The organism is Paraburkholderia sediminicola (genome assembly GCF_046030555.1).
GTDB lineage: Bacteria > Pseudomonadota > Gammaproteobacteria > Burkholderiales > Burkholderiaceae > Paraburkholderia > Paraburkholderia sediminicola_E.
The window spans coordinates 63372-85173 of sequence record NZ_JAQQCH010000003.1 but is presented as its reverse complement, the minus strand read 5'-3'; the positions used below and the strand labels follow the sequence as shown (position 1 = coordinate 85173).

The following is a 21802-nucleotide window of genomic DNA, read 5'->3' as shown; positions in this document are numbered from 1 at the left end:
AGTTCCCGCACCAACCACCATGCGAGCAGCTATAACCGCGTATCAAGCGGTGTAACTGGCCGCTTGATGCGCCGCGAGCCAAGCCGCTACAGCATTGCATCCTTCGGCAACTGTGCGTGCGCGAACGCCCGCACATGCGCCACGAACTTCTTCACCAGCAACGAAGGCGGCCGTTGCGATGGCAACAGCACGGAGAAGTCCGTGCCGATCACCGGCTCGAAGCGCCGGAAGACGATATCCGTGCCGCGATACTCAAGCGCCGCGACCGGATCGACAATCGCGATTCCCATACCCGCGGAGACAAAGGCGCAGATGCCCGCGGACGTCTGCGTCTCCACCATCAGCTTGCGCTCGACACCATGCGAGGCGAACAACGCATCGATCTCGTAGCGCGATTGCAAACCGCGCCAGTGAGACACGAATGGCTCGTTGCGCAAATCTTCCGGCACCAGGGTGGTTTTTGCGGCGAGTGGGTGGGCTGCTGGCAGTGCGCAGACCATACGCGTCGACATTAATAGTTCGCCGTGTGCAGTCGGCATGCTCAACGCCAGAATCACAAAGCCGACGTCGCAGCGATGTTCGACCACCATGTCGAGCACCGTGCGCGACGCATGCGAGGCGAGTGATATTTCCACACCCGTATGTATCGCGCTGAACCCGGCAATCGCGCGTGGCAGAAACGATAGCGCCAGCGCCGGCGCACTCGCGATCTGCAGCATGCCGCGCTGCGACGCGCGAATCTCCTGCGCGGCGCGCTCGATCCGTTCCACGCCGACCAACGAACGCTGCACCTCCTCATGCAACGCAAACGCCTCCGGCGTCGGCTGCAAACGTCCGTGTGTGCGATCGAACAGCGCAAAGCCGGTGCTTTCCTCCAGATCGCTGACGAGCCGTGTCACGGCGGGTTGCGACACATGCAGCATCTCCGCTGCGCGCGTGACGGTTCGGCACACCATGACTGCATTGAACGCTTCCAGCTGCCGGATCTTCATGAGGGCTACCGCTCAAAATGTATAAGTGAATGTTATACGACACAGAAAAAATTCGATTTCACGCGCCTTTTTTTTCTCAATAAGCTAAGTCCACTGCTGGATTCGTCGCGTATTCGCGACACGGCATGACGATAACCTGGTGATATCCCTGATGGAGTTGGCGTGCTACGGGCGCCGCTGAGGAGAAAAAGATGGCTACACGTTTGAGGTGGGTGCTGGGTGCAGTCGGTGGACTGGTCGCCGGTTGCGCATTGCCCGCGTTGGCGACGCCGACGCTGTATCTCGGCTCATACGGCGGTTCCACCCAGGATCTGTTTCAGAAAAAAATCATCCCGGCGTTCGAAGCCAATCACGACGTCAAGATCGTCTACGTGCCCGGCAACTCGACCGACACGCTCGCCAAGCTGCAGGCGCAAAAGTCGAAAGAGGAACTCGATGTCGTCCTGCTGGACGACGGCCCGATGTATCAGGCCACGCAGTTCGGCTTCTGCGACAAGCTACAGGATGCACCGGTCTATAAGGACCTGTACGACATCGGCAAGATGAACGCGAATGCGACGTCGGTGGGTGTAGTGGCTACCGGTCTCGTCTACAACACGGAAGCGTTCAGGAAGGCCGGTCTGCCGAAGCCGGATTCGTGGGAAGCGCTAACTGACAAACGTCTGCGCCAGAAGATCGCGATTCCGCCGATCAACAACACCTACGGCCTGCAAACCCTGCTCACCTACGCGCGCCTGCGCAAAGGCAGCGATCACAACATCGATCCGGGCATGACAGCGCTGGCAAAGGAAGTCGGCCCGAACGTCCTGGCATGGGAACCGTCGCCGGGCAAGATGACGGAGATGTTCCAGAACGGCGACATTACCCTGGCCGTATGGGGTAGCGGCCGCGTCGCGTCGCTGAAGGCCACCGGCTTCCCGGTCGAATTCGTCTATCCGAAAGAGGGCTCCCCCGCGATGTTCACCGCGGTGTGTCCGGTCATCCATAGCGATGTCGCCGCCCTCTCGCAGCAGTTCATCCAGTTTCTGCTGACGCCTCAGGTGCAGGCATGGCTCGCCGAAGGGCAGGGCTGGGGTCCCGTCAACAAGAACACGAAGCTCACGCCGCAAGTTGCCGCGACCGTGCCGTACACGCCGGAGCAGATCGGCCGGCTGGTGAAAACCGACTGGACTTACGTCAACGAGAAGCGTTCTGACTGGACCAATCGCTGGAATCGTACCGTCGAACGGTAAGGCATAACACCATGAGCTTCCTCACTCTGGATGGCCTCGGCAAGGCCTACGGCGAATTCAACGCGGTGGACAGTATCAGCCTGTCGATCGAACGCGGCGAATTCGTCTCGCTGCTCGGTCCATCGGGCTGCGGCAAGACCACGACGCTGCAGATGGTCGCGGGATTCGTCGACCCGACCCGTGGCCGTATTCTCCTGAACGGCGCCGATATTACGCGTGAGCGGCCGGAGAAGCGCGGCATGGGCATCGTGTTCCAGAGCTACGCGCTGTTTCCGCACATGACGGTTGGCAACAACGTCGGCTTCGGTCTCGACATGCGCAATGTGACGCGCGGCGAACGTGCCACGCGTGTTGCCGAAGTGCTCGAGATGGTGCGGCTCACCGGCCTCGACAAGCGCTATCCGCGTGAACTGTCGGGCGGACAGCGGCAGCGCGTCGCGATTGCCCGCGCGCTGGCGATCCGTCCGCAAGTGCTGTTGCTGGACGAACCGATGTCGAATCTCGACGCGAAGCTGCGCGAAGACATGCACGTGGAACTGCGTGCGATCCAGAAGAAGCTCGGTATTACGACGATCCTCGTCACGCACGATCAGGTCGAAGCCATGACGATGAGCGACCGCATCGCGGTGATGCATGGCGGCCGCATTGTGCAAACCGGCTCGCCGTTCGATGCATACGAAAAGCCGGAGTCGGTGTTCGCTTCCGGTTTCCTCGGCAAGACGAACGCATTGCGCGGCACTGTCGAGCAGATGAACGACCGTTGCGCCGTGGTGCGGGTCGGCGCCAGCGTGATGAAGGTGCCGCATGGCGGTCGCCGCTTCGAAGGCGACGTGCAGTTGTATGTGCGGCCCGAACGCGTGACGCTGACCGATTCGTCGGCAGCCGATGCGGCGCTGCAAGGCCGCGTGACGACCTGTCTGTTCCTCGGCAACCACTGGATGCTGCAGATCGAGACGCCGCTCGGCACGGTGCGCGCGAGCTTGCCGAATCTCGGCACCACGCCGCCGCGCGAAGGCGAAACGGTGGGCGTGTCCTGGTCCGACGACGCCGTGCGTATTCTCGCGGAGACCACGCATGGCTGATTCCTCGCAGTCCCCACTCCCGGCGGCGGTTCAGGCTGCGCCGCGGTTGAACGCGGAGCGCGCCAACGCCGCGCCCTGGCTGCTCGCCGGTCCCGCGCTGCTGCTGTTCTGCGGACTCCTGCTCGTGCCGCTGCTGCTGACGGCCGTGCTGTCCTTCCACGCGTTCGACGGTACCCGAGGCGTGTTGCCGGCCTTCACACTGTCGAACTACTTGGAAGTATTGAGCGACGGCTACTACCATGAAATTTTTCTGCGCACGGGTGGCATGGCGCTCGCGGTGACACTGCTATGCGTGTTGCTCGGCGTGCCGGAGACCATCATTCTCGCGCGGATGAAAAGCCCGTGGCGCTCGATTTTCCTGATTGTGATTCTGGGTCCGCTGCTGATTTCAGTGGTAGTGCGCACGCTCGGCTGGGCGATTCTGCTGGGCAATAACGGCCTGCTCAACGACGCGTTGCAAACGCTCGGCATTACGAGCGAACCGATCAAGCTGGTCTTCACCATGACCGGCGTGATCATCGGCCTCACGCACGTGCTGGTGCCGTTCATGGTGATCGCCGTGTGGGCCACGCTGCAAAAGCTCGATCTGCAAATCGAAAATGCCGCGCGTTCGCTGGGTGCGCAACCGTTCGCGGTGTTTCGCCGGGTGGTGTTGCCGCAGTTGCTGCCGGGCGTGCTGTCCGGCTCGATCATCGTGTTCGCGCTGGCGGCGTCCGCGTTCGCCACGCCGGCGCTGCTGGGCGGCCGCCGTCTGAAGGTCGCCGCCACCGCGGCCTACGACGAATTCCTCAACACGCTGAACTGGCCGCTCGGCGCGACCATCGCGGTGCTGTTGCTGATTGCGAATATCGTCATCATTCTGGGCTGCAACCGTTGGATCGAGCGCCGCTTCCGCGCGGTTTTCGAGGGCTGACGTCATGCGCAAAAACAACTGGCTTGCGCTGTGTTATCACACGCTCTTCGTACTTTTCATCGTTGCGCCGCTGCTGGTGGTGATCGCCGTGTCGTTCACCGACAAGGGCTACATTTCGATGCCCACGACGGGGCTGTCGCTGCGCTGGTTCCGCGCGATCGCCGACGCGCCGGACATCATCGACGCGTTCTGGCTCTCGCTGCGCCTCGGCCTCGCTTCGGCAACCATCGCGGTGTTGTTCGCAGTGCCGAGTGCGCTGGCCCTGACGCGCTATCGTTTCCGCGGACGCGGTGCGCTGTCGGCATTCTTCCTGTCGCCGCTGATGATTCCGAACGTGGTGCTTGGTGTGGCGTTCCTGCGCTTCTTCACCACGGCGGGCATGTCCGGCTCGTTCTTCTGGCTGACGCTCACGCACGTCACGGTGATCTTCCCGTACGCCCTGCGTTTGACCCTGGCTGCGGCCACGGGCCTCGATCGTGACGCGGAACGCGCGGCGCTCTCGCTCGGCGCGAAACGCTTCACCACCTTTCTTCGCGTGATTCTGCCGATGATCCTCCCCGGCGTTGCGGCAGGCTGGATGCTCGCCTTTATCCAGAGCTTCGACGAATTGACGATGACTGTATTCGTTGCGACTCCCGGCACCACGACGCTGCCGGTGGCGATGTACAACCAGATCGCGCAAACCATCGATCCGCTCGTCGCTTCGGTGTCGACCGTGCTGATCGTCGGCACCGCGATTCTGATGGTGGTGATGGACCGCATTGTTGGCCTCGATCGCGTGCTGATCGGCAAAAACTGAAACAGATGACGAACTCTTCCGATGTACTGGTGATCGGTGGTGGCCTGGTGGGTACGGCCGTTGCCTATGGACTCGCCCGCGAGGGGCTGAAGGTCGGCGTGCTCGACGAAGGCGACGACGCATTCCGTGCTTCGCGCGGCAACTTCGGTCTCGTGTGGGTGCAGGGCAAGGGCTATGGCATGTCGCCGTACGCGACATGGACACGCGGTTCGGCGACCCGCTGGCCGATGCTCCGCGAATTCCTGCTCAACGAAACCGATATCGACGTGCAATTGCAGCAACCCGGCGGCTTCCATTTCTGCTTCAGCGAAACGGAGTGGCAGGAACGCGCCGCGCGTCTGCAAGCAATCCGCGACGATCTGAACGGCGACTATCCGTTCGACATGATCGACTACGCCGAATTGAAACGCCGCTTGCCCGCGATCGGCCCTCAGGTGATCGGCGCGAGTTATTCGCCGATGGACGGCCACACGAATCCGCTCAAGTTGCTGCGCGCGCTGCATACCGCGTGCAGCAAGCGGGGCGTGAAGATGACGCCTGGCGTCCGCGTGCAACGTATCGAACGCGATGGCAGCGGTTTTGTCGTCGATACAGGTGGGCGGCGTTTTCATGCGGGACGTGTGGTGCTGGCCGCGGGGCTCGGCAATCGGACGCTGGCGGAGCAGGTCGGCATTCATGCGCCGGTTGCGCCGAATCGCGGACAGGTACTGATCGCCGAGCGCGTTGCGCATTTCCTCGATTTCCCGACGACCTATGTGCGGCAGACCGACGAAGGCACTGTGCAGATCGGCGATTCGATGGAAGACGTCGGCTTTAACGACGGTGTGACCGCCGACGTCGTGAGCCACATCGCATGGCGCGGCGTGCGCAGCTTCCCCGCGCTGGGCGAAGTGAAGCTGGTGCGCGCCTGGGGCGCTTTGCGCGTGATGAGCCCCGACGGCTTTCCGATCTATCAGCAATCGGCCACTTGTCCCGGCGCGTACGTCGTGAGCTGCCATAGCGGCGTCACGTTGGCTGCCGCACATGTCCTGCGCGTCGCGCCGTGGATTGCGAAAGACCTCGCGCCAGCCGGCATCGAACATTTCTCCGGCGAGCGCTTCTCGCAGACCGACAAGGTATTCACACATGGTCACTGACAGTCTTTTCAAGGTGCTGCCCGCGGAGGCCAGCGGCGGCACAACCGGCACGGCCGGCACAAGCCGCACGGTCGCCATCTCGTTCGACGGAAAGGCGCTCCGTGTACCGCAGGGCGTGAGCGTTGCCGCGGCCTTGCTCGCGGCAGGCGTCGAGCGTTTTCGTACGACGCCGGTGAGCGGCGCGGCTCGGGCGCCGTATTGCATGATGGGTGTGTGCTTCGAATGCCTCGTCGAAATCGACGGCGTGGCGAACCGGCAGAGCTGTCTCGTGCCGGTGGCCGAAGGCATGACGATTCGTTCGCAACTCGGCATGCGCGAACTGAACGACTTCATTACGTTGGCAGGAGGCACGCGCGATGAACGCTAATGACGTCGATCTGGTGATCGTCGGCGCGGGGCCGGCGGGCATGGCGGCCGCAACCGTCGCCGCGCAACGCGGTTTGAGCGTGACCGTGCTCGATGAGCAGGCCGCGCCCGGCGGCCAAATCTATCGCGCGATCACGCAGACCAATGCGCGGCGGCTAAACATTCTTGGTCCGGACTATGCCGTCGGCAGTGAACTGGCACGTGCCTTCGCCGCCAGCGGTGCGAAGCACGAACGCGGCGCTTCGGTATGGCAGGTGACGGCTGAACGCAGCATCGATTACGTGCAGGACGGCGTGGTGAAGTCACTGCAAGCCGGCTCGATCATTCTCTGCAGTGGTGCGATGGAGCGGCCGTTTCCAATTCCGGGCTGGACACTGCCGGGTGTGCTGACGGCCGGCGCCGCGCAGATTCTGCTGAAGAGCGCCGAAGTCGTGCCGTCGCAACCCGTCGTGCTGGCGGGCTGCGGACCGCTGCTGTATCTGCTCGGCTGGCAGTATCTGCGCGCGGGCGTGCCAATCCGCGCCATCGTCGATACGACCACGAGCGCTGACTATCGCCGCGCGCTCGCCCATCTGGGCGGCGCGTTAAAAGGTTGGCGGCAACTCGCGAAGGGGTTGAAGCTGATGCGCGCGTTGAAACGCGCCGGCGTGCCGTTTTATCAGGGCGCGACGAACCTTGCGCTCGAAGGCACGGATGCACTCGCTGCGGTCCGCTTCACCGTCGACGGCAAGGCGCAGCGGATTCCCGCCGAGGTCGTGTTGCTGCATCAGGGCGTCGTGCCGAATACGCAGATCAGCTGGTCGTTGCGCGCGCAACATAAGTGGGACGATGCGCAACTGTGCTGGATACCCATTACCGACGCATGGGGCGAACTCGACGTGCCCGGCATCTACGTCGCGGGCGACAGCCGCGGCATTGGCGGCGCGCAGGCTGCGGCGGAGCAGGGCCGGCTCGCGGCGCTGGAGGTCGTGCATCGGAGCGGCCGCATCGACCGCGCAATGCGTGACTCATTGGCCGCGCCGGTGAAGCGGGCATTGCGTGAGACGCTGCACATCCGTCCGTTTCTCGATGCGCTCTACCGGCCGAAAGATGCCAATCGTATCCCGGCGGATGAGGTCACCATTTGCCGCTGCGAGGAGGTGACGGCAGGACAATTGCGCAGCGTCGTGAAGCTCGGCTGCCTTGGCCCGAATCAGGCGAAATCGTTCGGCCGCTGCGGCATGGGTCCGTGTCAGGGCCGCCTTTGCGGATTGACCGTCACTGAGGTGATCGCCGATGCACGGGGCGTGTCGCCTGCCGAGGTCGGTTACTACCGCGTGCGTCCGCCGATCAAGCCCGTCACGCTCGCCGAACTCGCGGCCGCGCATGACGCGGCGCTGCAGGGTGCTGCGCAACCGGCTGCCACGTCCACCGAAGCCCACGACACCGCTGCACGATGACCAGCATGATCGGAGCCGCAGGCGCCGATGTCGTGGTGATCGGCGGCGGCTTGCAAGGTTTGTCGAGCGCACTGCATCTGGCACGGCGCGGCGCCAGCGTGGTCGTGCTGGAGAGCGACGTGTGCGGCCGCCATGCTTCGGGTGTCAATGCCGGTGGTGTGCGTACGCTCGGACGTCACGACGCCGAAATTGCGCTGTCGCTGGCTTCGCGTGACCTGTGGTTCAGATTAGCCGAACTGATCGGCGACGATGCCGGTTTCGTGCCGTCCGGCCAGCTAAAAGTGGCCGAGAGCGAGACGGAACTTTCGGCGTGCCGTGCACGCGTCGCGCATTTGCAAACACTCGGTTTTACGCATGAAGTCATGGTCGATGCCGATACCGTTCGGGACCTCGTACCGAGTCTTGCGCGTCACGTCGTGGGCGGTGTCTGGGTCGAGCACGACGGCCACGCGTTGCCGTTTCGGGCGGTCACGGCATTCCGGCTCGCGGCGCAACAAGCGGGCGTCGCGATTCATGAGCAATGCGCGGTCCGCAGCATCATGCGCCGCGATGGACAATGGGATATCGAAGCCGCAAGCGGACGGTGGCGCGCGGCGCACGTCGTCAACGCAGCAGGCGCGTGGGCCGGCGAATTCGCACGGCAAGCGGGCGAACCGGTGCAGGTCGAGCCGCGCGGCTTGATGCTGATGGTGACGCAGGCCGTGCCGCCTTTCGTCAAACCGGTGCTTGGCGCAACGGGACGCCCGCTGTCGTTCAAACAGTTCACCAATGGCACGGTGGTGATCGGCGGTGCGCTCGAATGCACCGCTGATATGAGCGCACGGCAATGCGCACTCGATTTTCCGCAGTTGGGCAAAAGCGCACGTACGGTCGCCGATCTGTTTCCGCATTTGGAGCATGTCGTGGTCAACCGTGCATGGGCCGGTATCGAAGGTTTTATGCCCGACGGTATTCCGGTGATTTCCCGCAGCAGCACCCATGACGGTCTCGTGCACGCGTTTGGTTTCTCCGCGCATGGGTTCGAGCTTGGACCGATTGTCGGCAGCGTGGTAGCCGAGCTGGTGTGCGATGGACGTAGCACGCACGACATCGACGCATTCCGGATTGGCCGCTTCAAGGCAGCGGCGCATGCCCAGTTCGAGACGCATTAGGTCTCTTCATTTTTTCAACCAACGCAAGAAACAGACAATGAGCGATATTCAACGTTTCGAAACCAATCCGCGCCTCTCGCGCATCGTGATTCACAACGGCACGGTGTACGTTGCCGGCCTGACCGCGACCTCGCGCGACGGTGACGCGAAGGCACAAACCGAGGAGATTCTGAGCAAGCTGGACGGGCATCTGAAAACCGCGGGTACCGATAAAACGCGTCTGTTGTCCGTGCAGATCTGGGTGGCCGATATAGCTCGCGACTTCGGCCCGATGAATGCCGCGTGGGAAGCCTGGGTGCCGGCCGATGCGACGCCGGCGCGTGCGACGTGCGAAGCTGCGTTGGCTTCGCCGGATATCCGCGTCGAAGTGATCGTGACCGCGGCGCTGTAAACGTATAGGCATGAATTCCATGCGCGCGCGCCAGGGGGAGTGGTCGCGCGCTTTCTAATCTGATTGCAACGGCGTTTTGCTAGCGAACGCTTCGCCTGGTCGATTGCGTAAATAAGCGCAGACCAAGTTGGTCAGCTCCACCTTGAGTATGGGCGAATCAAGCTCCCCGCTTCGGGCAGCGGCGTGAACCACGCCTTCGACAGCGGCAGCGAGCACTCGCCCGGCCATGTCGTCGCGCGCCTTATCGCGCGTCCTTGAGCTTGATTCGATGACGGCGCGATAACGACGCTGATATTCCCTTTCAAAGTCGTCGTAATTCGAGCGTGCGGACAGTGGGACTTCATCGAGCAGAATGCGGTGCAACACATGATTGACCGAGTGCACAGCAATGACACCCTCAATCAGGCAAACGACACGTTCATGGAGCGTCCCCGGCTCGCTCCCTTCCCCCGATATGGATAGCGCATCAAGTACGAAGCCGAGATGGCGCTGACGAATCATCTCGGCGAGCGCGAGCTTGTCAGCGAAGTATTGATAGAGCGATCCAACGCTGATGCCGGCAACCGCGGCCACTTCGTTCGTCGTGAAATCCGCCCAGCCTCGGGTCTCCAGAACGCGAATAGCCGCATCAATAATGGTGTCTACCATTACGCGGGAACGTTGCTGCCGCGGGGGTTTCCGCATGATCCCGGGCTGTCGGGAAACGCGAGTATTCAAAATTGTGTCTCCGGGTCAGAATGCGAATATCAGCTCGCATAATACAGAGAGCTCAATCCATCCCTCTACGAGAATCCACATGAGTGCGCAAACGCTTCTGGTTTCCCTGTTCGAATATAAGGCATGGGCGGATCAAGGTCTCATTGCCGGGCTGAGTCGACTTGACAAATTATCGTCCGAGGCCGGGTACCGCACGGCAGTTGGCATCTTCAATCATGCCCAGATTGTCGATCGCATTTTCGGTGCCAATCTTCAGTGCGAGAAGCACGCCTATCGTCGGACCGATTCCGACGACGTACCGAACCTGGAAGATCTGTCCAATGCCATCAGAGACATGGATCGCTGGTATATCCAGTATGTTACGCACCTGCGCGATGCCGATCTCACGGAAGCGATCGCATTTTCCTTCACGGATGGGACAGCGGGGCGGATGTCGCGCGAGGAAATGCTCGGACACGTGATTGCACACGGCGGATACCATCGCGGTGAAATCGGGCAAATTCTTACCCAACTCACTGGGTCGTCACCACGTGACACCTTTACTGGCTTCCTTCACGAAGTGGAGCCCGCGCGCAGCCGTTGATCAGATGAGCCCGGGCGCACGGTACAGGCCGAACTGAAGCAGCGGGAGGAGCTGCTCCCCCTCTAAGATCAGTGGCAGCTTCAGGTCGACGTTCTGTCGTGCTGCCCGACGACCTGCACGTGCGGATCGAGGATGCCTGGCCTCATTCCGCCGCCGCAACAACCTACCCCTTAAACTCAACCGAAACAAACACCTTCTTACACGGCTCAACCACTTCCCACGTTCCCTTAAATCCCGCCGGAATTAAAAACCGGTCACCCGCTCGCACAGTCTTGCCCGTCCCATCTGCATCGCGAATCACGGACACGCCCTCAAGAATCTCGCAATACTCATTCTCGGTGAAGTTCACTGTCCATTGACCGCAAGCGCCCTCCCAAATCCCCGCCGCAAGCTGCCCGCACGGACTGGCAAAATGCGTGTGAACCGCTTGCAAAGGATCGCCGGCAAGAACCGCTTCTGCCTTCGGCATGTACTCAACACTTTCCTTGGCAGGTTGTGCAAAATCTACGATGTTCAAAATGCTCATAATGGTTCAAATGCAAACAGAGTTAAAAAACAAGGCTTCAAAAAGGGCGTAGCGCACACACCCACTGCATGCGCCACGCTCAAAAGGAGGCACCTACCAGCAGCAGACCATAAGACCACAGCAGCTAAACCGAATTCAGGTCCCCGACTTCAACTGCGCCCACAGCCGGTTCTCAAGCCGCATGATCGGCGCAGGTTGCGGCCGCATCAGTGTCATTTTGTTCAGCACAGCCTCGGGCGGATACACATTCGCATCCTGCTCAATAGCCGGGGTCACAAACTGTCGCGCGACCCGATTCGCAGTCGGATAGAAAACTTCGTTGGTAATCGCCGCACTCACCTTCGGATCTTCGATGTAGTTCATCCACTTCATCGCCGCTTCCGGATGCGGGGCATCTTTCGGAATTGCCATCACATCCATCCAAATGAGGCCCGCATCCTTGATGTTCGAGAACCGCACTTCGTACGAGCGCTTAGCTTCCGATGCGCGTCGCCGTGCGATCCCGACGTCACCCGAATAGCCTAACGCCACGCAGATATCGTTGTTCGCCAGATCGTTGATATAGCCGGAAGAATTGAACTGCGTGATAAATGGTCGCACTTTCTTCAGCATTTCATACGCTGCCTGGTAGTCGCCAGGGTTCGTGCTGTTCGGGTCCTTGTGCATGTACTGAAGCGCAGCCGGGAAAACGTCCGCCGCCGCGTCGAGGAAAGACACGCCGCAACTTTTCAGCTTCGAAAGATTCGCCGGGTCGAACACGAGAGACCAGCTATCAAGTGGCGCATCGGGGCCCAGCGCTTTCTTCACAGCCTGAACGTTATAGCCGACACCATCCGTGCCCCACGCCCACGGCACGCCGTATTGATTGCCGGGGTCCGCATCGGCAATCAGCTTCATCAAACCAGGATCGAGATTCGCGAGGTTCGGCATTTTCGATTTGTCGATCTTCTGATACACCCCGGCTTCGATCTGGCGTGCCATATAACTCGATGTGGGCACCACGATGTCATACCCCGAGCTGCCGGCAAGCAGTTTGGCCTGCAACGTGTCATCGCTATCGTAGCTGTCGTATTTCACCGTGATGCCGGATTGCTTTTCGAAGCCGGCAATTGTGTCTTTGGCAATGTAGTCCGACCAGTTGTAGACGTTGATCGTCGTGTCCGCTGCACGTGCAGCGTTCACTGCGGTCAAGGCGGTCAGCGAGCACAGCATCGTACCGGTGAGCGAGAGAAGCTTGGCATGACGAATCTTCATTCGACTATCTCCTTGATTTCGATCTTCAGTTTTCGCCGCAGCGCAGGCACAGATGCACGAGCGTGACGACCCGCACGTCCTTATATGCCGCACGAATGCGAACGAGAAAGGGACGTGACGCCGCCTGCCGCGGCGCAAGCGCACAGCAGAGTTAAAAGGGACGTAGATAGACGAGCGCTATAAGCCGGCCAACGCTGGCAAGACAACTTGCAACGCGCGGACAGGCAAACGCATTGCAGGCATTCGACCGCTAAAAGAACGGTCCATTGCGTGCAACACTTGCTCGCGAAAAGAGAAGGGGACTAAGGCAGAAGCGACGCGATTTCGTCAGTTCGCACGCCAATGGCTGCGGGCGCTGCAATGACGTTGTGCCGGCGGACGGAGCGACGCGACAACACGGTATCGATGGACAGGGGGCGGGATGGCGAAGCGCAGTTGCTCCCCTGATGAGCGATCGAACAGCCGGACAGGAATGTTCTTTCCCGACCAGGCTGATATCTCACCAATGGACCACGGACTTTCACGATGGAACCCGAAGCGACGTTGAGTAGAAGTCCTCGCTGAGGCAGATCGACTGCGCTGCGAGAACCACCGAACTGCCGCCCTAGGATATATGAGCCATTATTTTCGTCAAAGGATTTTCTGACATTGCGCCGTCATAGTCGTGCACAGTGAAACGCGTTCATGCGAGCGCATGCTTCAACAAGCATGACTCGCATCGAACTACGCGATGGCAGACAACGGTAGCGTTTTACTGACCGTCCATCGGCGCGGGTTGAACCGGCGTCGCAGCGGGTGCGTTAGTGCCGGTTTGTGACGACCCGTTTGCCGAAGAACCATAGCCGGTGTCATGCTGTGCCGCTATGCGTGCTTCGGCTGCCTGAATGTCCGCGGGGTAGGTCGAGTCGGTTGCAACGGCGGGGTTATAGCCAGCCTGTTCAATCTGAACCAGTTGCGCCCTGACCTCCGCGCGGGTGAGCGGTTGCTCCGACTGCGCGAACGAAGCCACCGGGGCTGCGATAACAACCACCAGTGCGGCTGCTTTGATCAGTGATTTCATGATGTTTCCCTCCGAGAATTGTTTTATGGCGCCGCAACAGGTGTTCGGCGACCTATAGAGGGATTCTAGGAAGCGGGTGATCTAGGGCAAACCCCTAAACGGGTAATTCAGTCTTGCAGCAAACGATAAGTCGGCGTTATGTAATGATCTTCGTAAGATATGAAAAATTGTTTCAGACTCCAGAACGTACGCCCACTCGATACGCCGTCACCTGCCAGTATGCATCGCCCGGCCGTACGATGACCTGCTCCTGCGCGGCCATATTGACTTCGTTCGGAAAGCCGCCTGCTTCGAGACAAAGTCCGGCGTGCGGCTGGTAGGCGATACCGCCGCGTCCCGTGTCGCCATTCAGCGAATTGCCGGTATAAAACTGTAAGCCGTGCTGATCGGTCGACACGGTTAATTCGCGCCCGCTACCGGGGTCATATGCGCATGCAACCGGACGTACCTGCGGCGCACGGTCGGCCGTCGCGGCGTCAACTGTGTCACGCAGCACATAGCAGTGATCGAAACCACCGGCCCTCGCAAGCTGTGCATGTGGCCAATCGAGCCGCGCGCCGATCGGCGCGCTCTGCCGGAAGTCGAACGCATTGCCTGCTACTTCGGCAAGCTCGCAAGGAATCATCGACACATCGACTTCGAAGAACTGATCAGCATCGATCGACAACACATGTCCGCGAATGTCCGCACCCCGCCGGCCGGTCAGATTGAAATAAGGATGGCTCGTCAGGTTGAGCGGCGTCGCGGCGTCCGTGATGGCTTCATAGGCGATCGTCAAGGTGCCGTCGTCGTCGAGCGTGTAGCGCACTTGCACCGTTACGTTGCCCGGAAAGCCGGCGTCGCCTTCAGGCGACTCCAGACGCATGACCAGCGCGCCGTTGTCTTCACTCACGTCCCACAGCGCGCGGTGAAAACCCTGCGTGCCGCCATGCAGCAGATTCGCGCCTTCGTTCCGATCGAGTGTGTACTCGATGCCGTCGAGCGTGAAGCGCGCATCGGCAATGCGGTTTGCCCATCGGCCGATCAGTCCGCCCATGTAGGTTGTGGCCGCAGCATATTCGGCGGGTGTGTCGTGGCCGAGCAGAATGTCGCCGAGACGACCCGCGCGATCGGGTGCATACCACGAGACCAGCGTCGCGCCCAGGTCGCTGATGGCGACTTTCATGCCGTGCGCATTGCGCAGCGTGAAGAGCCGCACACGATCGCCGCCGGGCAGTGTGCCCCATGGTTCAGAAGAAAGAGGTGCGATGCTGATCATGTCGTTGGTAGAAATGGAAGATGAAAGGCATGTTCAGCCTGGCGCTGCCGCCGAATTCACGCGGTCCTGGTATTCGCGCGGTGTACAGCCGAGTTCGCGGCGAAACACCGCGTACATGTATTGCAGCGACGTGAAGCCACAACGGATCGCCACCTCCGCGCTCGACGCATCGCGCCTCGCAAGCAGCGCTTTCGCGACATCGAGTTTGTGGCGCAGGATTTCCTGATGCACTGTGCACTGTCGTTCGCGTCGGAAGTACTCTTCGAGCGAAGAACGCGACACGCCCACGTAATCGGCAACCTGTTCGGTGCGAATGCCCTGACACGCATACTGGCGGATGAAGTGCCGTGCACGCATCACATACGGACTCGCCAGCGGCTGATGCTTCGTCGATTCGAGCACATTGATGCCGACCGGTGGCACGAGAATGCGCCGCCCCGGAAAACGCGCGCCGTGCAGCATCTGATGTAGCAAGTGAGCCGCGGTGCGGCCCATTTCCTCCGTACCTTGAATCACGGAGGAAAGCGGAATACGGGTCAACGTACGCGTGAGCGGGTCGTTGTCGATGCCGATGATCGCTACTTCTTCAGGTACCGGGATACCCGCGATCAAACAGGCTTGCAGCAGGTGCCGCGCGCGGGCGTCGGTCACGGCGATGATACCGACTGGCTTCGGCAATTGGCTCAGCCACGCAGTGAGTTGCTCGGTTGCCTGATTCCATGAAGGTGCGTTGGTCGACAGGCCGCGATAGATCTCGGTGTCGATCTGCTCGGCGCTGTGTCCGTCCGCGCTGCGCAGATGAGCGAACGCCAGCTCACGTTGCTGCGCCCAGCGATTTTCTTGCGCTTGCGGAAGGCTATACAACGCGAAGTGCTCAAGCCCCGCGCCAATCAGATGCGTGTAGGCGAGCGAAACGAGTTTGGCGTTATCGGTTGCGATATAGGGTAAGTCCGGGGGGTAGTGTGCCGGATCTTCGAACGATGAACCGACCGCCACGACCGGCAATGGGCAATCGCGCAGCGCTTCGCCCACAGCGGGATCGTCGAAATCCGCGATGATGCCGTCGCCGTCGAATCGCTCGATACCGGTCAACCGGCAGCGGAAATCCTCTTCGAGAAAGAGATCCCAGGCCACGCGCGTCGACAGCAGGTAATTGCCGACGCCGGTAATGATCTCGCGGTCGTAGACCTTGTTCGCGTTGAACAGCAGCGCGATCCGGTGGGTCGTCTGGGGTATTTGCGGACGGGTCATGTCAATGGGCGTTGTACGGATCGTTGGACGCGCAACGCCATCGTCTCCTGTTGGGTGCGCTTCGCAGGCAGCACCGTTTTTAAGCGTCTGGTTATTCTAGGCCGCGAACCTCGCGCGCGTGTGAAACAAACGCATGGGCGGTAAGAAACATCAAGCACGCTGCGCAATTTCGCAATTGCCGATGTATCGGGCAAGCGGCAGCATGGCGTCACCTTGTCGACCGGCGCGGCGATGTCGCACGGGTTGCAGTGCAGCATAAAAAGGAGACGCTGATGTCCTACTTCGAACACATTCCCGAGATACGTTACGAAGGCCCGCAATCGGATAACCCGCTTGCGTATCGCCATTACGACAAGAGCAAACGCGTGCTCGGCAAGACACTCGAAGAACATCTGCGCATCGCGGTGTGCTACTGGCATACGTTCGTGTGGCCGGGCGTGGATATTTTCGGTCAAGGTACGTTCAGGCGCCCATGGCAGCAAGCCGGCAATGCGATGGAGCGGGCGCAGCAAAAGGCGGATGCGGCGTTCGAGTTCTTCTCGAAGCTCGGCACCCCGTACTACACGTTCCATGATACCGACGTCGCGCCGGAAGGCGACAGCCTGAGGGAATACAGCGAGAACTTCACGCGCATCGTCGACTATCTGGCGCGCAAGCAGGACGACACGGGTGTCAAATTGCTGTGGGGCACCACCAATCTATTCTCGCATCCGCGTTATGCGGGCGGCGCGGCGACCAGTCCCGATCCGGAGATTTTCGCCTTTGCTGCCACGCAGGTTCGTCATGCACTCGATGCGACACAACGGCTCGGCGGCGACAACTACGTGCTGTGGGGCGGCCGCGAGGGCTATGACACGTTGCTCAATACCGATCTCGTTCGTGAACGCGGCCAGCTCGCGCGTTTCCTGCATATGGTCGTCGAACACAAGCACAAGTCCGGCTTCAAAGGCGCATTACTGATCGAACCGAAGCCACAGGAGCCGACCAAGCATCAGTACGACTACGACGTGGCGACCGTCCACGGTTTCCTGCTGCAGCACGGGCTGGAGAAGGAGATTCGCGTCAATATCGAGGCCAATCACGCAACGCTTGCCGGCCATTCGTTTCATCACGAGATCGCTACGGCCTACGCGTTGGGTATTTTCGGCAGCGTCGACGCGAATCGCGGCGATCAGCAAAACGGCTGGGATACGGATCAGTTCCCGAACAGCGTCGAAGAACTGACGCTGGCCTTCTACGAAATTCTCAAGCATGGCGGCTTCACCACCGGCGGTATGAACTTCGACGCAAAAGTACGGCGGCAGAGCGTCGACGCGGAAGATCTGTTCTTTGGCCACATCGGTGCAATCGACAATCTGGCGCTCGCCGTCGAACGTGCCGCCACGCTGATCGAGAATGACCGGCTCGAACAGTTCAAACGTCAGCGCTACGCGGGCTGGGAGTCGGAGTTCGGCCGCAAGATTCTGGCAGGCGACTATTCGCTTTCGACGCTGGCCACGGACGCAATGGCGCGCAGCCTGAATCCGCAGCACACGAGCGGCCGGCAGGAGCAACTGGAAAACGTCGTGAATCAGGCGATTTATAGCGGGCGCTAAAGGAGCACCGCGAAGTAAAGCCTGCGGAAAGGCGGGCAGCAAACCATAAAAAATCCCGCGGCCACGCTGACCGCGCGAATCAGAAAAAGCTTTGGGTCGTCGCTTGTCCGGATCTGTGGCTCGCAGCACAGACCGTCCAAACCGGTATTCCGGCTATCAGAACAAGGAGTGAGACATGAAATTTTCAACGCGTCGTACTGTGCTGAGTTCGTTCGTGTGTGGAGCGGTACTCGCCAGCCTGTCGCTTGCGGCGCCGCTCGCGCACGCAAGCAAGGACCACCCGGAAATCGGGTTCTGTATTGACGATCTGCGTGTGGAACGCTGGTCGCGCGATCGTGACTATTTCGTCGCAGCAGCAGAAAAGCTCGGCGCCAAAGTATCGGTGCAATCCGCCGACGCGAGCGAAGAGCGACAGATTGCACAAATCGAAAACCTGATCTCGCGCGGCGTGGACGTGATCGTGATCGTACCGTTCAATTCGAAGACACTCGGCAATGTGGTCGCCGAAGCCAAGAAAGCGGGCATCAAGGTCGTCTCGTATGACCGGCTGATTCTCGACGCCGATGTCGATGCCTATATCTCGTTCGACAACGAGAAGGTCGGGGAACTGCAAGCGCAAGGTGTCTACAACGCTCAGCCGAAGGGTAACTATTTCCTGCTCGGTGGCGCGCCGACCGACAACAACGCGAAGATGCTGCGTGAAGGCCAGCTAAAAGTGTTGAAGCCCGCAATGGACAAGGGCGATATCAAGGTCGTCGGTCAGCAGTGGGTACCGGAGTGGAGCGCATCGACGGCGCTGCGTATCGTTGAAGATGCGCTCACGGCGAACAACAACAAGATCGACGCGATCGTCGCCTCGAACGATGGCACCGCGGGCGGCGCGATTCAGGCGCTTGCCGCACAGCACATGGCGGGCAAGGTGCCGGTGTCGGGACAGGACGCCGATCTGGCCGCAGTGAAACGCGTGATCGCCGGCACGCAGACCATGACCGTGTACAAACCGCTGAAACTGATCGCAGGCGAAGCGGCGAAACTTTCTGTTGCGCTAGCGAAGGGCGAGAAGCCGGCCTTTAATGCGCAGTACGACAACGGCAAGAAGAAGGTCGACACGGTGCTCCTGCAACCCACGCTGCTCACCAAGAGCAATGTCGACGTGGTCGTCAAGGACGGTTTCTATACCCAGGCCCAGCTCGCGAGCCAATGAGCGTAACGTGTGCGCGGTAAATGCCGATGTGCCTGATATGCATCAGGCACATCGGCTTCACTTCGCACCTTGCAGCGAGGCATAGCGAATGACGCAACCATTGCTGACGATGCGCGGCATCGTCAAAGCGTTTTCCGGCGTGAAGGCGCTCGACGGCATCGACCTGACGGTGGCGCCAGGCGAGTGCGTGGGCTTGTGCGGCGAGAACGGCGCGGGCAAATCGACGCTGATGAAAGTGCTGTCCGGCGTCTATCCCTACGGTACATGGGACGGCGAAATCAGCTGGGAAGGCGAACCGATGAAGGCTGCGAGCATAAGGGACACGGAGCGCGCGGGCATCATCATCATCCACCAGGAGTTGATGCTGGTGCCGGAGCTTTCGGTCGCGGAGAATATCTTTCTCGGCAACGAAATCACACTGCCCGGCGGCCGGATGAACTACGCCGCCATGTACCAACGCGCCGATGAACTGCTGCGCGAACTCGGCATAAGCGGCATCAACTCGGCGCAACCGGTGATGAACTACGGCGGCGGTCACCAGCAGCTGATCGAGATCGCGAAGGCGCTGAATAAGCGCGCGAAACTGTTGATCCTCGATGAACCGTCGTCGTCGCTGACCGCAACAGAGATACACATCCTGCTGGACATCGTGCGCGATCTGAAGCGGCGGGGTGTTGCCTGCGTGTACATCTCGCACAAGCTCGACGAAGTAGCCGCCGTGTGCGACACGATTAGCGTGATTCGCGACGGTCGTCATGTGGCGACCGAGCCCATGCGCGCGCTGACGACCGACCGCATCATCTCCTTGATGGTGGGCCGCGAGATCAAGAACCTGTTTCCGCGTGAACCACATCCGATCGGCGAAGTGATCTTCGAAGCGCGTCACGTGACCTGTTTCGATGTCACCAATCCGCGCCGCAAGCGGGTGAACGATGTGTCGTTCGCATTGCGACGCGGTGAGATTCTCGGTGTTGCCGGTTTGGTCGGCGCTGGGCGCACCGAGCTGATGCAGGCGATTTTCGGGGCGTATCCCGGGGTGAGCGAGGCAACCGTGCTGATGGAAGGCAAGCCGCTGAAAATCCGCGCGCCTGTCGATGCGATTCGCGCCGGCATTGGCATGGTGCCGGAAGACCGCAAGCGCCACGGCATCGTGCCGGGCCTGAGCGTCGGTCACAACATCACGCTGGCCGTGTTGCAACGCTTCGCGAAAGGTGGCCGGATCGATTCTGCCGCAGAACTCGACGCCATTCATACGGAGATGAAGCGGCTTTCAGTGCGCGCTGCGCATCCGATGCTCTCGATTGCGAGCCTCTCGGGTGGCAATCAGCAGAAGGCCGTGCTGACGCGCATGCTGCTGACCGATCCCAAGGTGCTGATCCTCGACGAGCCGACTCGAGGGGTGGACGTCGGCGCGAAATTCGAAATCTACAAACTGATTTTTCAACTGGCACAGCGCGGTATGTCGATCGTGATGGTGTCGTCCGAATTGCCCGAGGTACTCGGCATCAGCGATCGCGTGCTGGTCATCGGCGAAGGTGAACTGCGCGGCGATTTCGTCAACGACGGCCTCACACAAGAGGACATTCTCAGCGCTGCAATCCGTCCCGTGCAGCGATCCCTCAACCCGACCGCACCAACCGCAGCGAGTGCCGCATGACTCCCGACGTCACTTCCCGATCCGCCGACGGCGCCGTGCCACGAGGCGCATTCGGTGGCCCGCAGCGAATTCAGCAGTTGTTCGCGCGCTACAAGATTCTCGCGTTGCTGATCGCCGTGGCCGTGATCTGGATTTTCTTTTCCTTTCTGACGCACGGCGCGTTTGTGACGCCGCGCAATCTGTCGAACCTGCTGCGGCAGATGTCGATTACCGGCATGCTCGCGTGCGGCATGGTGTTTGTCATCATCGCCGGTGAAATCGATTTGTCAGTCGGCTCGTTGCTGGGTTTGCTCGGCGGCGTGGCGGCGATTCTCGACGTGAACCGGCACTGGCCGATCGGTGTCACCGTGCCCGTGGTGATGTTGCTCGGCGTACTCGTTGGCATGTTCAACGGATGGTGGTCGACGTACCGGCGTGTGCCTTCGTTCATTGTCGGTCTGGGCGGCATGCTTGCGTATCGCGGCATTCTGCTCGGTGTCACCGGCGGTTCGACGATTGCGCCGGTCTCGGACGGTTTCGTGTTCGTGGGCCAGGGGTATCTGCCGCGCTTCGCGGGCGATACGCTTGCCGTGGTCCTGTTTGTCGTACTGGCCTTTCTGACGGTGCGACAACGAAGCAACCGCGAGCGTTATAAGCTGAGGGTGGTGCCGATCTGGCAGGACGTCGTGAAGGTGGTCGGAGCGGGCGCGATTCTGGCCGCGTTTGTCGCCACGCTCGACCGCTATGGCGGGATTCCGGTACCGGTTCTGCTGCTGCTCGCACTGCTAGGCATTTTCACGTGGATCGCGACACAGACCGTTTTTGGGCGGCGCATCTATGCAGTAGGTTCTAACCTGGAAGCGACGCGGCTCTCCGGTGTGAATACCAACCGCGTGAAACTGGCTATCTTCGCGCTGATGGGACTGATGTGCGCGTTCGCCGGGATCGTCAATACAGCGAGGCTCGCAGCCGGCTCGCCGTCGGCGGGATCGATGGGTGAACTCGACGCGATTGCTGCGTGCTTTATCGGCGGGACATCGATGCGCGGTGGTTCAGGTACCGTCTATGGTGCGCTAATCGGCGCACTGGTGATGGCGAGTCTCGATAATGGCATGTCGATGCTCGACGTCGACGCGTATTGGCAAATGATCGTGAAGGGCAGCATTCTTGTGCTGGCTGTGTGGATCGATGTCGTGTCGGGGTCGAACCGGCGGTGA

At 60.8% G+C, this 21802-nt stretch carries 21 protein-coding genes; 14 read left to right on the top strand and 7 right to left on the bottom strand.

What is annotated here, in order from left to right; translation table 11 throughout:
- Window positions 1–86: 86 nt before the first annotated feature.
- Entirely contained in the window at window positions 87–992 is a 906-nt protein-coding gene (locus PQQ52_RS06135) for a LysR substrate-binding domain-containing protein (RefSeq protein ID WP_408207924.1), read from the bottom strand.
- Between the two features lie 191 nt (window positions 993–1183).
- Here PQQ52_RS06135 and PQQ52_RS06130 point away from each other — a divergent pair, with 191 nt between their 5' ends.
- The 9 genes from PQQ52_RS06130 to PQQ52_RS06090 are packed head-to-tail and all read left to right on the top strand — an operon-like array spanning window position 1184 to window position 9501.
- Window positions 1184–2224, top strand: coding sequence for an ABC transporter substrate-binding protein (locus PQQ52_RS06130; RefSeq protein ID WP_408207921.1), 1041 nt, complete (start codon window positions 1184–1186; stop codon window positions 2222–2224).
- 11 nt (window positions 2225–2235) lie between these two features.
- Window positions 2236–3306 carry an ABC transporter ATP-binding protein gene (locus tag PQQ52_RS06125; protein WP_408207918.1) on the top strand — a complete coding sequence of 357 codons (1071 nt, stop codon included), beginning with the start codon at window positions 2236–2238 and terminating at the stop codon, window positions 3304–3306.
- Window positions 3299–4219, top strand: coding sequence for an ABC transporter permease (locus tag PQQ52_RS06120; protein ID WP_408207916.1), 921 nt, complete (start codon window positions 3299–3301; stop codon window positions 4217–4219). Before PQQ52_RS06125 ends, PQQ52_RS06120 begins: the two co-directional genes overlap by 8 nt.
- Window positions 4220–4223: 4 nt before the next feature.
- Complete coding sequence (locus PQQ52_RS06115; RefSeq protein ID WP_408207913.1) at window positions 4224–5018, top strand: ABC transporter permease; 795 nt, start codon at window positions 4224–4226, stop codon at window positions 5016–5018.
- 5 nt (window positions 5019–5023) lie between these two features.
- Window positions 5024–6154, top strand: a complete 1131-nt coding sequence (locus PQQ52_RS06110) for an NAD(P)/FAD-dependent oxidoreductase (protein WP_408207910.1) — start codon at window positions 5024–5026, stop codon at window positions 6152–6154.
- Window positions 6144–6521: a (2Fe-2S)-binding protein gene (locus PQQ52_RS06105; RefSeq protein WP_408207908.1), complete on the top strand. Its 378-nt coding sequence runs from the start codon at window positions 6144–6146 to the stop codon at window positions 6519–6521. The genes PQQ52_RS06110 and PQQ52_RS06105 overlap by 11 nt, the downstream gene beginning before the upstream one ends.
- Complete coding sequence (locus PQQ52_RS06100; protein ID WP_408207905.1) at window positions 6511–7959, top strand: FAD/NAD(P)-dependent oxidoreductase; 1449 nt, start codon at window positions 6511–6513, stop codon at window positions 7957–7959. The genes PQQ52_RS06105 and PQQ52_RS06100 overlap by 11 nt, the downstream gene beginning before the upstream one ends.
- 5 nt (window positions 7960–7964) lie before the next feature.
- Window positions 7965–9110: an NAD(P)/FAD-dependent oxidoreductase gene (locus PQQ52_RS06095; protein ID WP_408207902.1), complete on the top strand. Its 1146-nt coding sequence runs from the start codon at window positions 7965–7967 to the stop codon at window positions 9108–9110.
- Between the two features lie 37 nt (window positions 9111–9147).
- Entirely contained in the window at window positions 9148–9501 is a 354-nt protein-coding gene (locus PQQ52_RS06090) for a RidA family protein (RefSeq protein WP_408207899.1), read from the top strand.
- Between the two features lie 54 nt (window positions 9502–9555).
- Here PQQ52_RS06090 and PQQ52_RS06085 read toward each other — a convergent pair whose 3' ends face one another.
- On the bottom strand, window positions 9556–10149 hold the full coding sequence (locus tag PQQ52_RS06085; protein WP_408207897.1) for a TetR/AcrR family transcriptional regulator: 594 nt from the start codon (window positions 10147–10149) through the stop codon (window positions 9556–9558).
- Window positions 10150–10297: 148 nt separating this feature from the next.
- On the opposite strand from PQQ52_RS06085, the gene PQQ52_RS06080 reads away from it, so the two are divergent.
- A complete protein-coding gene (locus PQQ52_RS06080; RefSeq protein WP_408207895.1) occupies window positions 10298–10801 on the top strand; it encodes a DinB family protein in 504 nt (167 codons plus the stop codon).
- A gap of 163 nt (window positions 10802–10964) precedes the next feature.
- On the opposite strand, the gene PQQ52_RS06075 is transcribed toward PQQ52_RS06080, so the two are convergent.
- The 5 genes from PQQ52_RS06075 to PQQ52_RS06055 all read right to left on the bottom strand — a co-directional run bounded on the left by PQQ52_RS06075 (window position 10965) and on the right by PQQ52_RS06055 (window position 16150).
- The gene (locus PQQ52_RS06075; protein ID WP_408207892.1) at window positions 10965–11327 is read right to left on the bottom strand and encodes a cupin domain-containing protein; all 363 of its coding nucleotides are present in this window, start codon (window positions 11325–11327) and stop codon (window positions 10965–10967) included.
- Between the two features lie 135 nt (window positions 11328–11462).
- A complete protein-coding gene (locus PQQ52_RS06070; protein WP_408208611.1) occupies window positions 11463–12539 on the bottom strand; it encodes a polyamine ABC transporter substrate-binding protein in 1077 nt (358 codons plus the stop codon).
- A 793-nt stretch (window positions 12540–13332) separates the two neighbouring features.
- Window positions 13333–13641, bottom strand: coding sequence for a DUF4148 domain-containing protein (locus PQQ52_RS06065; RefSeq protein ID WP_408207889.1), 309 nt, complete (start codon window positions 13639–13641; stop codon window positions 13333–13335).
- Window positions 13642–13813: 172 nt separating this feature from the next.
- Window positions 13814–14899: an aldose epimerase family protein gene (locus tag PQQ52_RS06060; RefSeq protein WP_408207886.1), complete on the bottom strand. Its 1086-nt coding sequence runs from the start codon at window positions 14897–14899 to the stop codon at window positions 13814–13816.
- A gap of 33 nt (window positions 14900–14932) precedes the next feature.
- A complete protein-coding gene (locus PQQ52_RS06055; protein WP_408207884.1) occupies window positions 14933–16150 on the bottom strand; it encodes a XylR family transcriptional regulator in 1218 nt (405 codons plus the stop codon).
- A 272-nt stretch (window positions 16151–16422) separates the two neighbouring features.
- Between PQQ52_RS06055 and xylA the strand changes: the two genes are divergently transcribed.
- The 4 genes from xylA to PQQ52_RS06035 all read left to right on the top strand — a co-directional run bounded on the left by xylA (window position 16423) and on the right by PQQ52_RS06035 (window position 21802).
- Entirely contained in the window at window positions 16423–17745 is a 1323-nt protein-coding gene (gene xylA, locus PQQ52_RS06050) for a xylose isomerase (protein WP_408207881.1), read from the top strand.
- A gap of 175 nt (window positions 17746–17920) precedes the next feature.
- Entirely contained in the window at window positions 17921–18949 is a 1029-nt protein-coding gene (gene xylF, locus PQQ52_RS06045; protein WP_408207879.1) for a D-xylose ABC transporter substrate-binding protein, read from the top strand.
- Between the two features lie 88 nt (window positions 18950–19037).
- Window positions 19038–20606 (top strand): D-xylose ABC transporter ATP-binding protein, encoded by a 1569-nt coding sequence (gene xylG / locus PQQ52_RS06040; protein WP_408207876.1) that lies wholly within the window; start codon window positions 19038–19040, stop codon window positions 20604–20606.
- On the top strand, window positions 20603–21802 hold the full coding sequence (locus PQQ52_RS06035) for a sugar ABC transporter permease (RefSeq protein WP_408207873.1): 1200 nt from the start codon (window positions 20603–20605) through the stop codon (window positions 21800–21802). Before xylG ends, PQQ52_RS06035 begins: the two co-directional genes overlap by 4 nt.

Bases quoted from the DNA above. Each gene is read 5' to 3' on its own strand.
- PQQ52_RS06125 (WP_408207918.1), top strand. From the start codon at position 2,236: ATGAGCTTCCTCACTCTGGATGGCCTCGGCAAGGCCTACGGCGAATTC.
- PQQ52_RS06090 (WP_408207899.1), top strand. From the start codon at position 9,148: ATGAGCGATATTCAACGTTTCGAAACCAATCCGCGCCTCTCGCGCATC.
- PQQ52_RS06035 (WP_408207873.1), top strand. From the start codon at position 20,603: ATGACTCCCGACGTCACTTCCCGATCCGCCGACGGCGCCGTGCCACGA.
- PQQ52_RS06065 (WP_408207889.1), bottom strand. From the start codon at position 13,641: ATGAAATCACTGATCAAAGCAGCCGCACTGGTGGTTGTTATCGCAGCC.
- PQQ52_RS06085 (WP_408207897.1), bottom strand. From the start codon at position 10,149: ATGGTAGACACCATTATTGATGCGGCTATTCGCGTTCTGGAGACCCGA.
- PQQ52_RS06110 (WP_408207910.1), top strand. From the start codon at position 5,024: ATGACGAACTCTTCCGATGTACTGGTGATCGGTGGTGGCCTGGTGGGT.
- PQQ52_RS06120 (WP_408207916.1), top strand. From the start codon at position 3,299: ATGGCTGATTCCTCGCAGTCCCCACTCCCGGCGGCGGTTCAGGCTGCG.
- PQQ52_RS06070 (WP_408208611.1), bottom strand. From the start codon at position 12,539: ATGCTGTGCTCGCTGACCGCCTTGACCGCAGTGAACGCTGCACGTGCA.
- PQQ52_RS06105 (WP_408207908.1), top strand. From the start codon at position 6,144: ATGGTCACTGACAGTCTTTTCAAGGTGCTGCCCGCGGAGGCCAGCGGC.
- PQQ52_RS06130 (WP_408207921.1), top strand. From the start codon at position 1,184: ATGGCTACACGTTTGAGGTGGGTGCTGGGTGCAGTCGGTGGACTGGTC.
- xylA (WP_408207881.1), top strand. From the start codon at position 16,423: ATGTCCTACTTCGAACACATTCCCGAGATACGTTACGAAGGCCCGCAA.
- xylG (WP_408207876.1), top strand. From the start codon at position 19,038: ATGACGCAACCATTGCTGACGATGCGCGGCATCGTCAAAGCGTTTTCC.
- PQQ52_RS06135 (WP_408207924.1), bottom strand. From the start codon at position 992: ATGAAGATCCGGCAGCTGGAAGCGTTCAATGCAGTCATGGTGTGCCGA.
- PQQ52_RS06080 (WP_408207895.1), top strand. From the start codon at position 10,298: ATGAGTGCGCAAACGCTTCTGGTTTCCCTGTTCGAATATAAGGCATGG.
- PQQ52_RS06055 (WP_408207884.1), bottom strand. From the start codon at position 16,150: ATGACCCGTCCGCAAATACCCCAGACGACCCACCGGATCGCGCTGCTG.
- PQQ52_RS06060 (WP_408207886.1), bottom strand. From the start codon at position 14,899: ATGATCAGCATCGCACCTCTTTCTTCTGAACCATGGGGCACACTGCCC.
- PQQ52_RS06100 (WP_408207905.1), top strand. From the start codon at position 6,511: ATGAACGCTAATGACGTCGATCTGGTGATCGTCGGCGCGGGGCCGGCG.
- xylF (WP_408207879.1), top strand. From the start codon at position 17,921: ATGAAATTTTCAACGCGTCGTACTGTGCTGAGTTCGTTCGTGTGTGGA.
- PQQ52_RS06075 (WP_408207892.1), bottom strand. From the start codon at position 11,327: ATGAGCATTTTGAACATCGTAGATTTTGCACAACCTGCCAAGGAAAGT.
- PQQ52_RS06115 (WP_408207913.1), top strand. From the start codon at position 4,224: ATGCGCAAAAACAACTGGCTTGCGCTGTGTTATCACACGCTCTTCGTA.
- PQQ52_RS06095 (WP_408207902.1), top strand. From the start codon at position 7,965: ATGATCGGAGCCGCAGGCGCCGATGTCGTGGTGATCGGCGGCGGCTTG.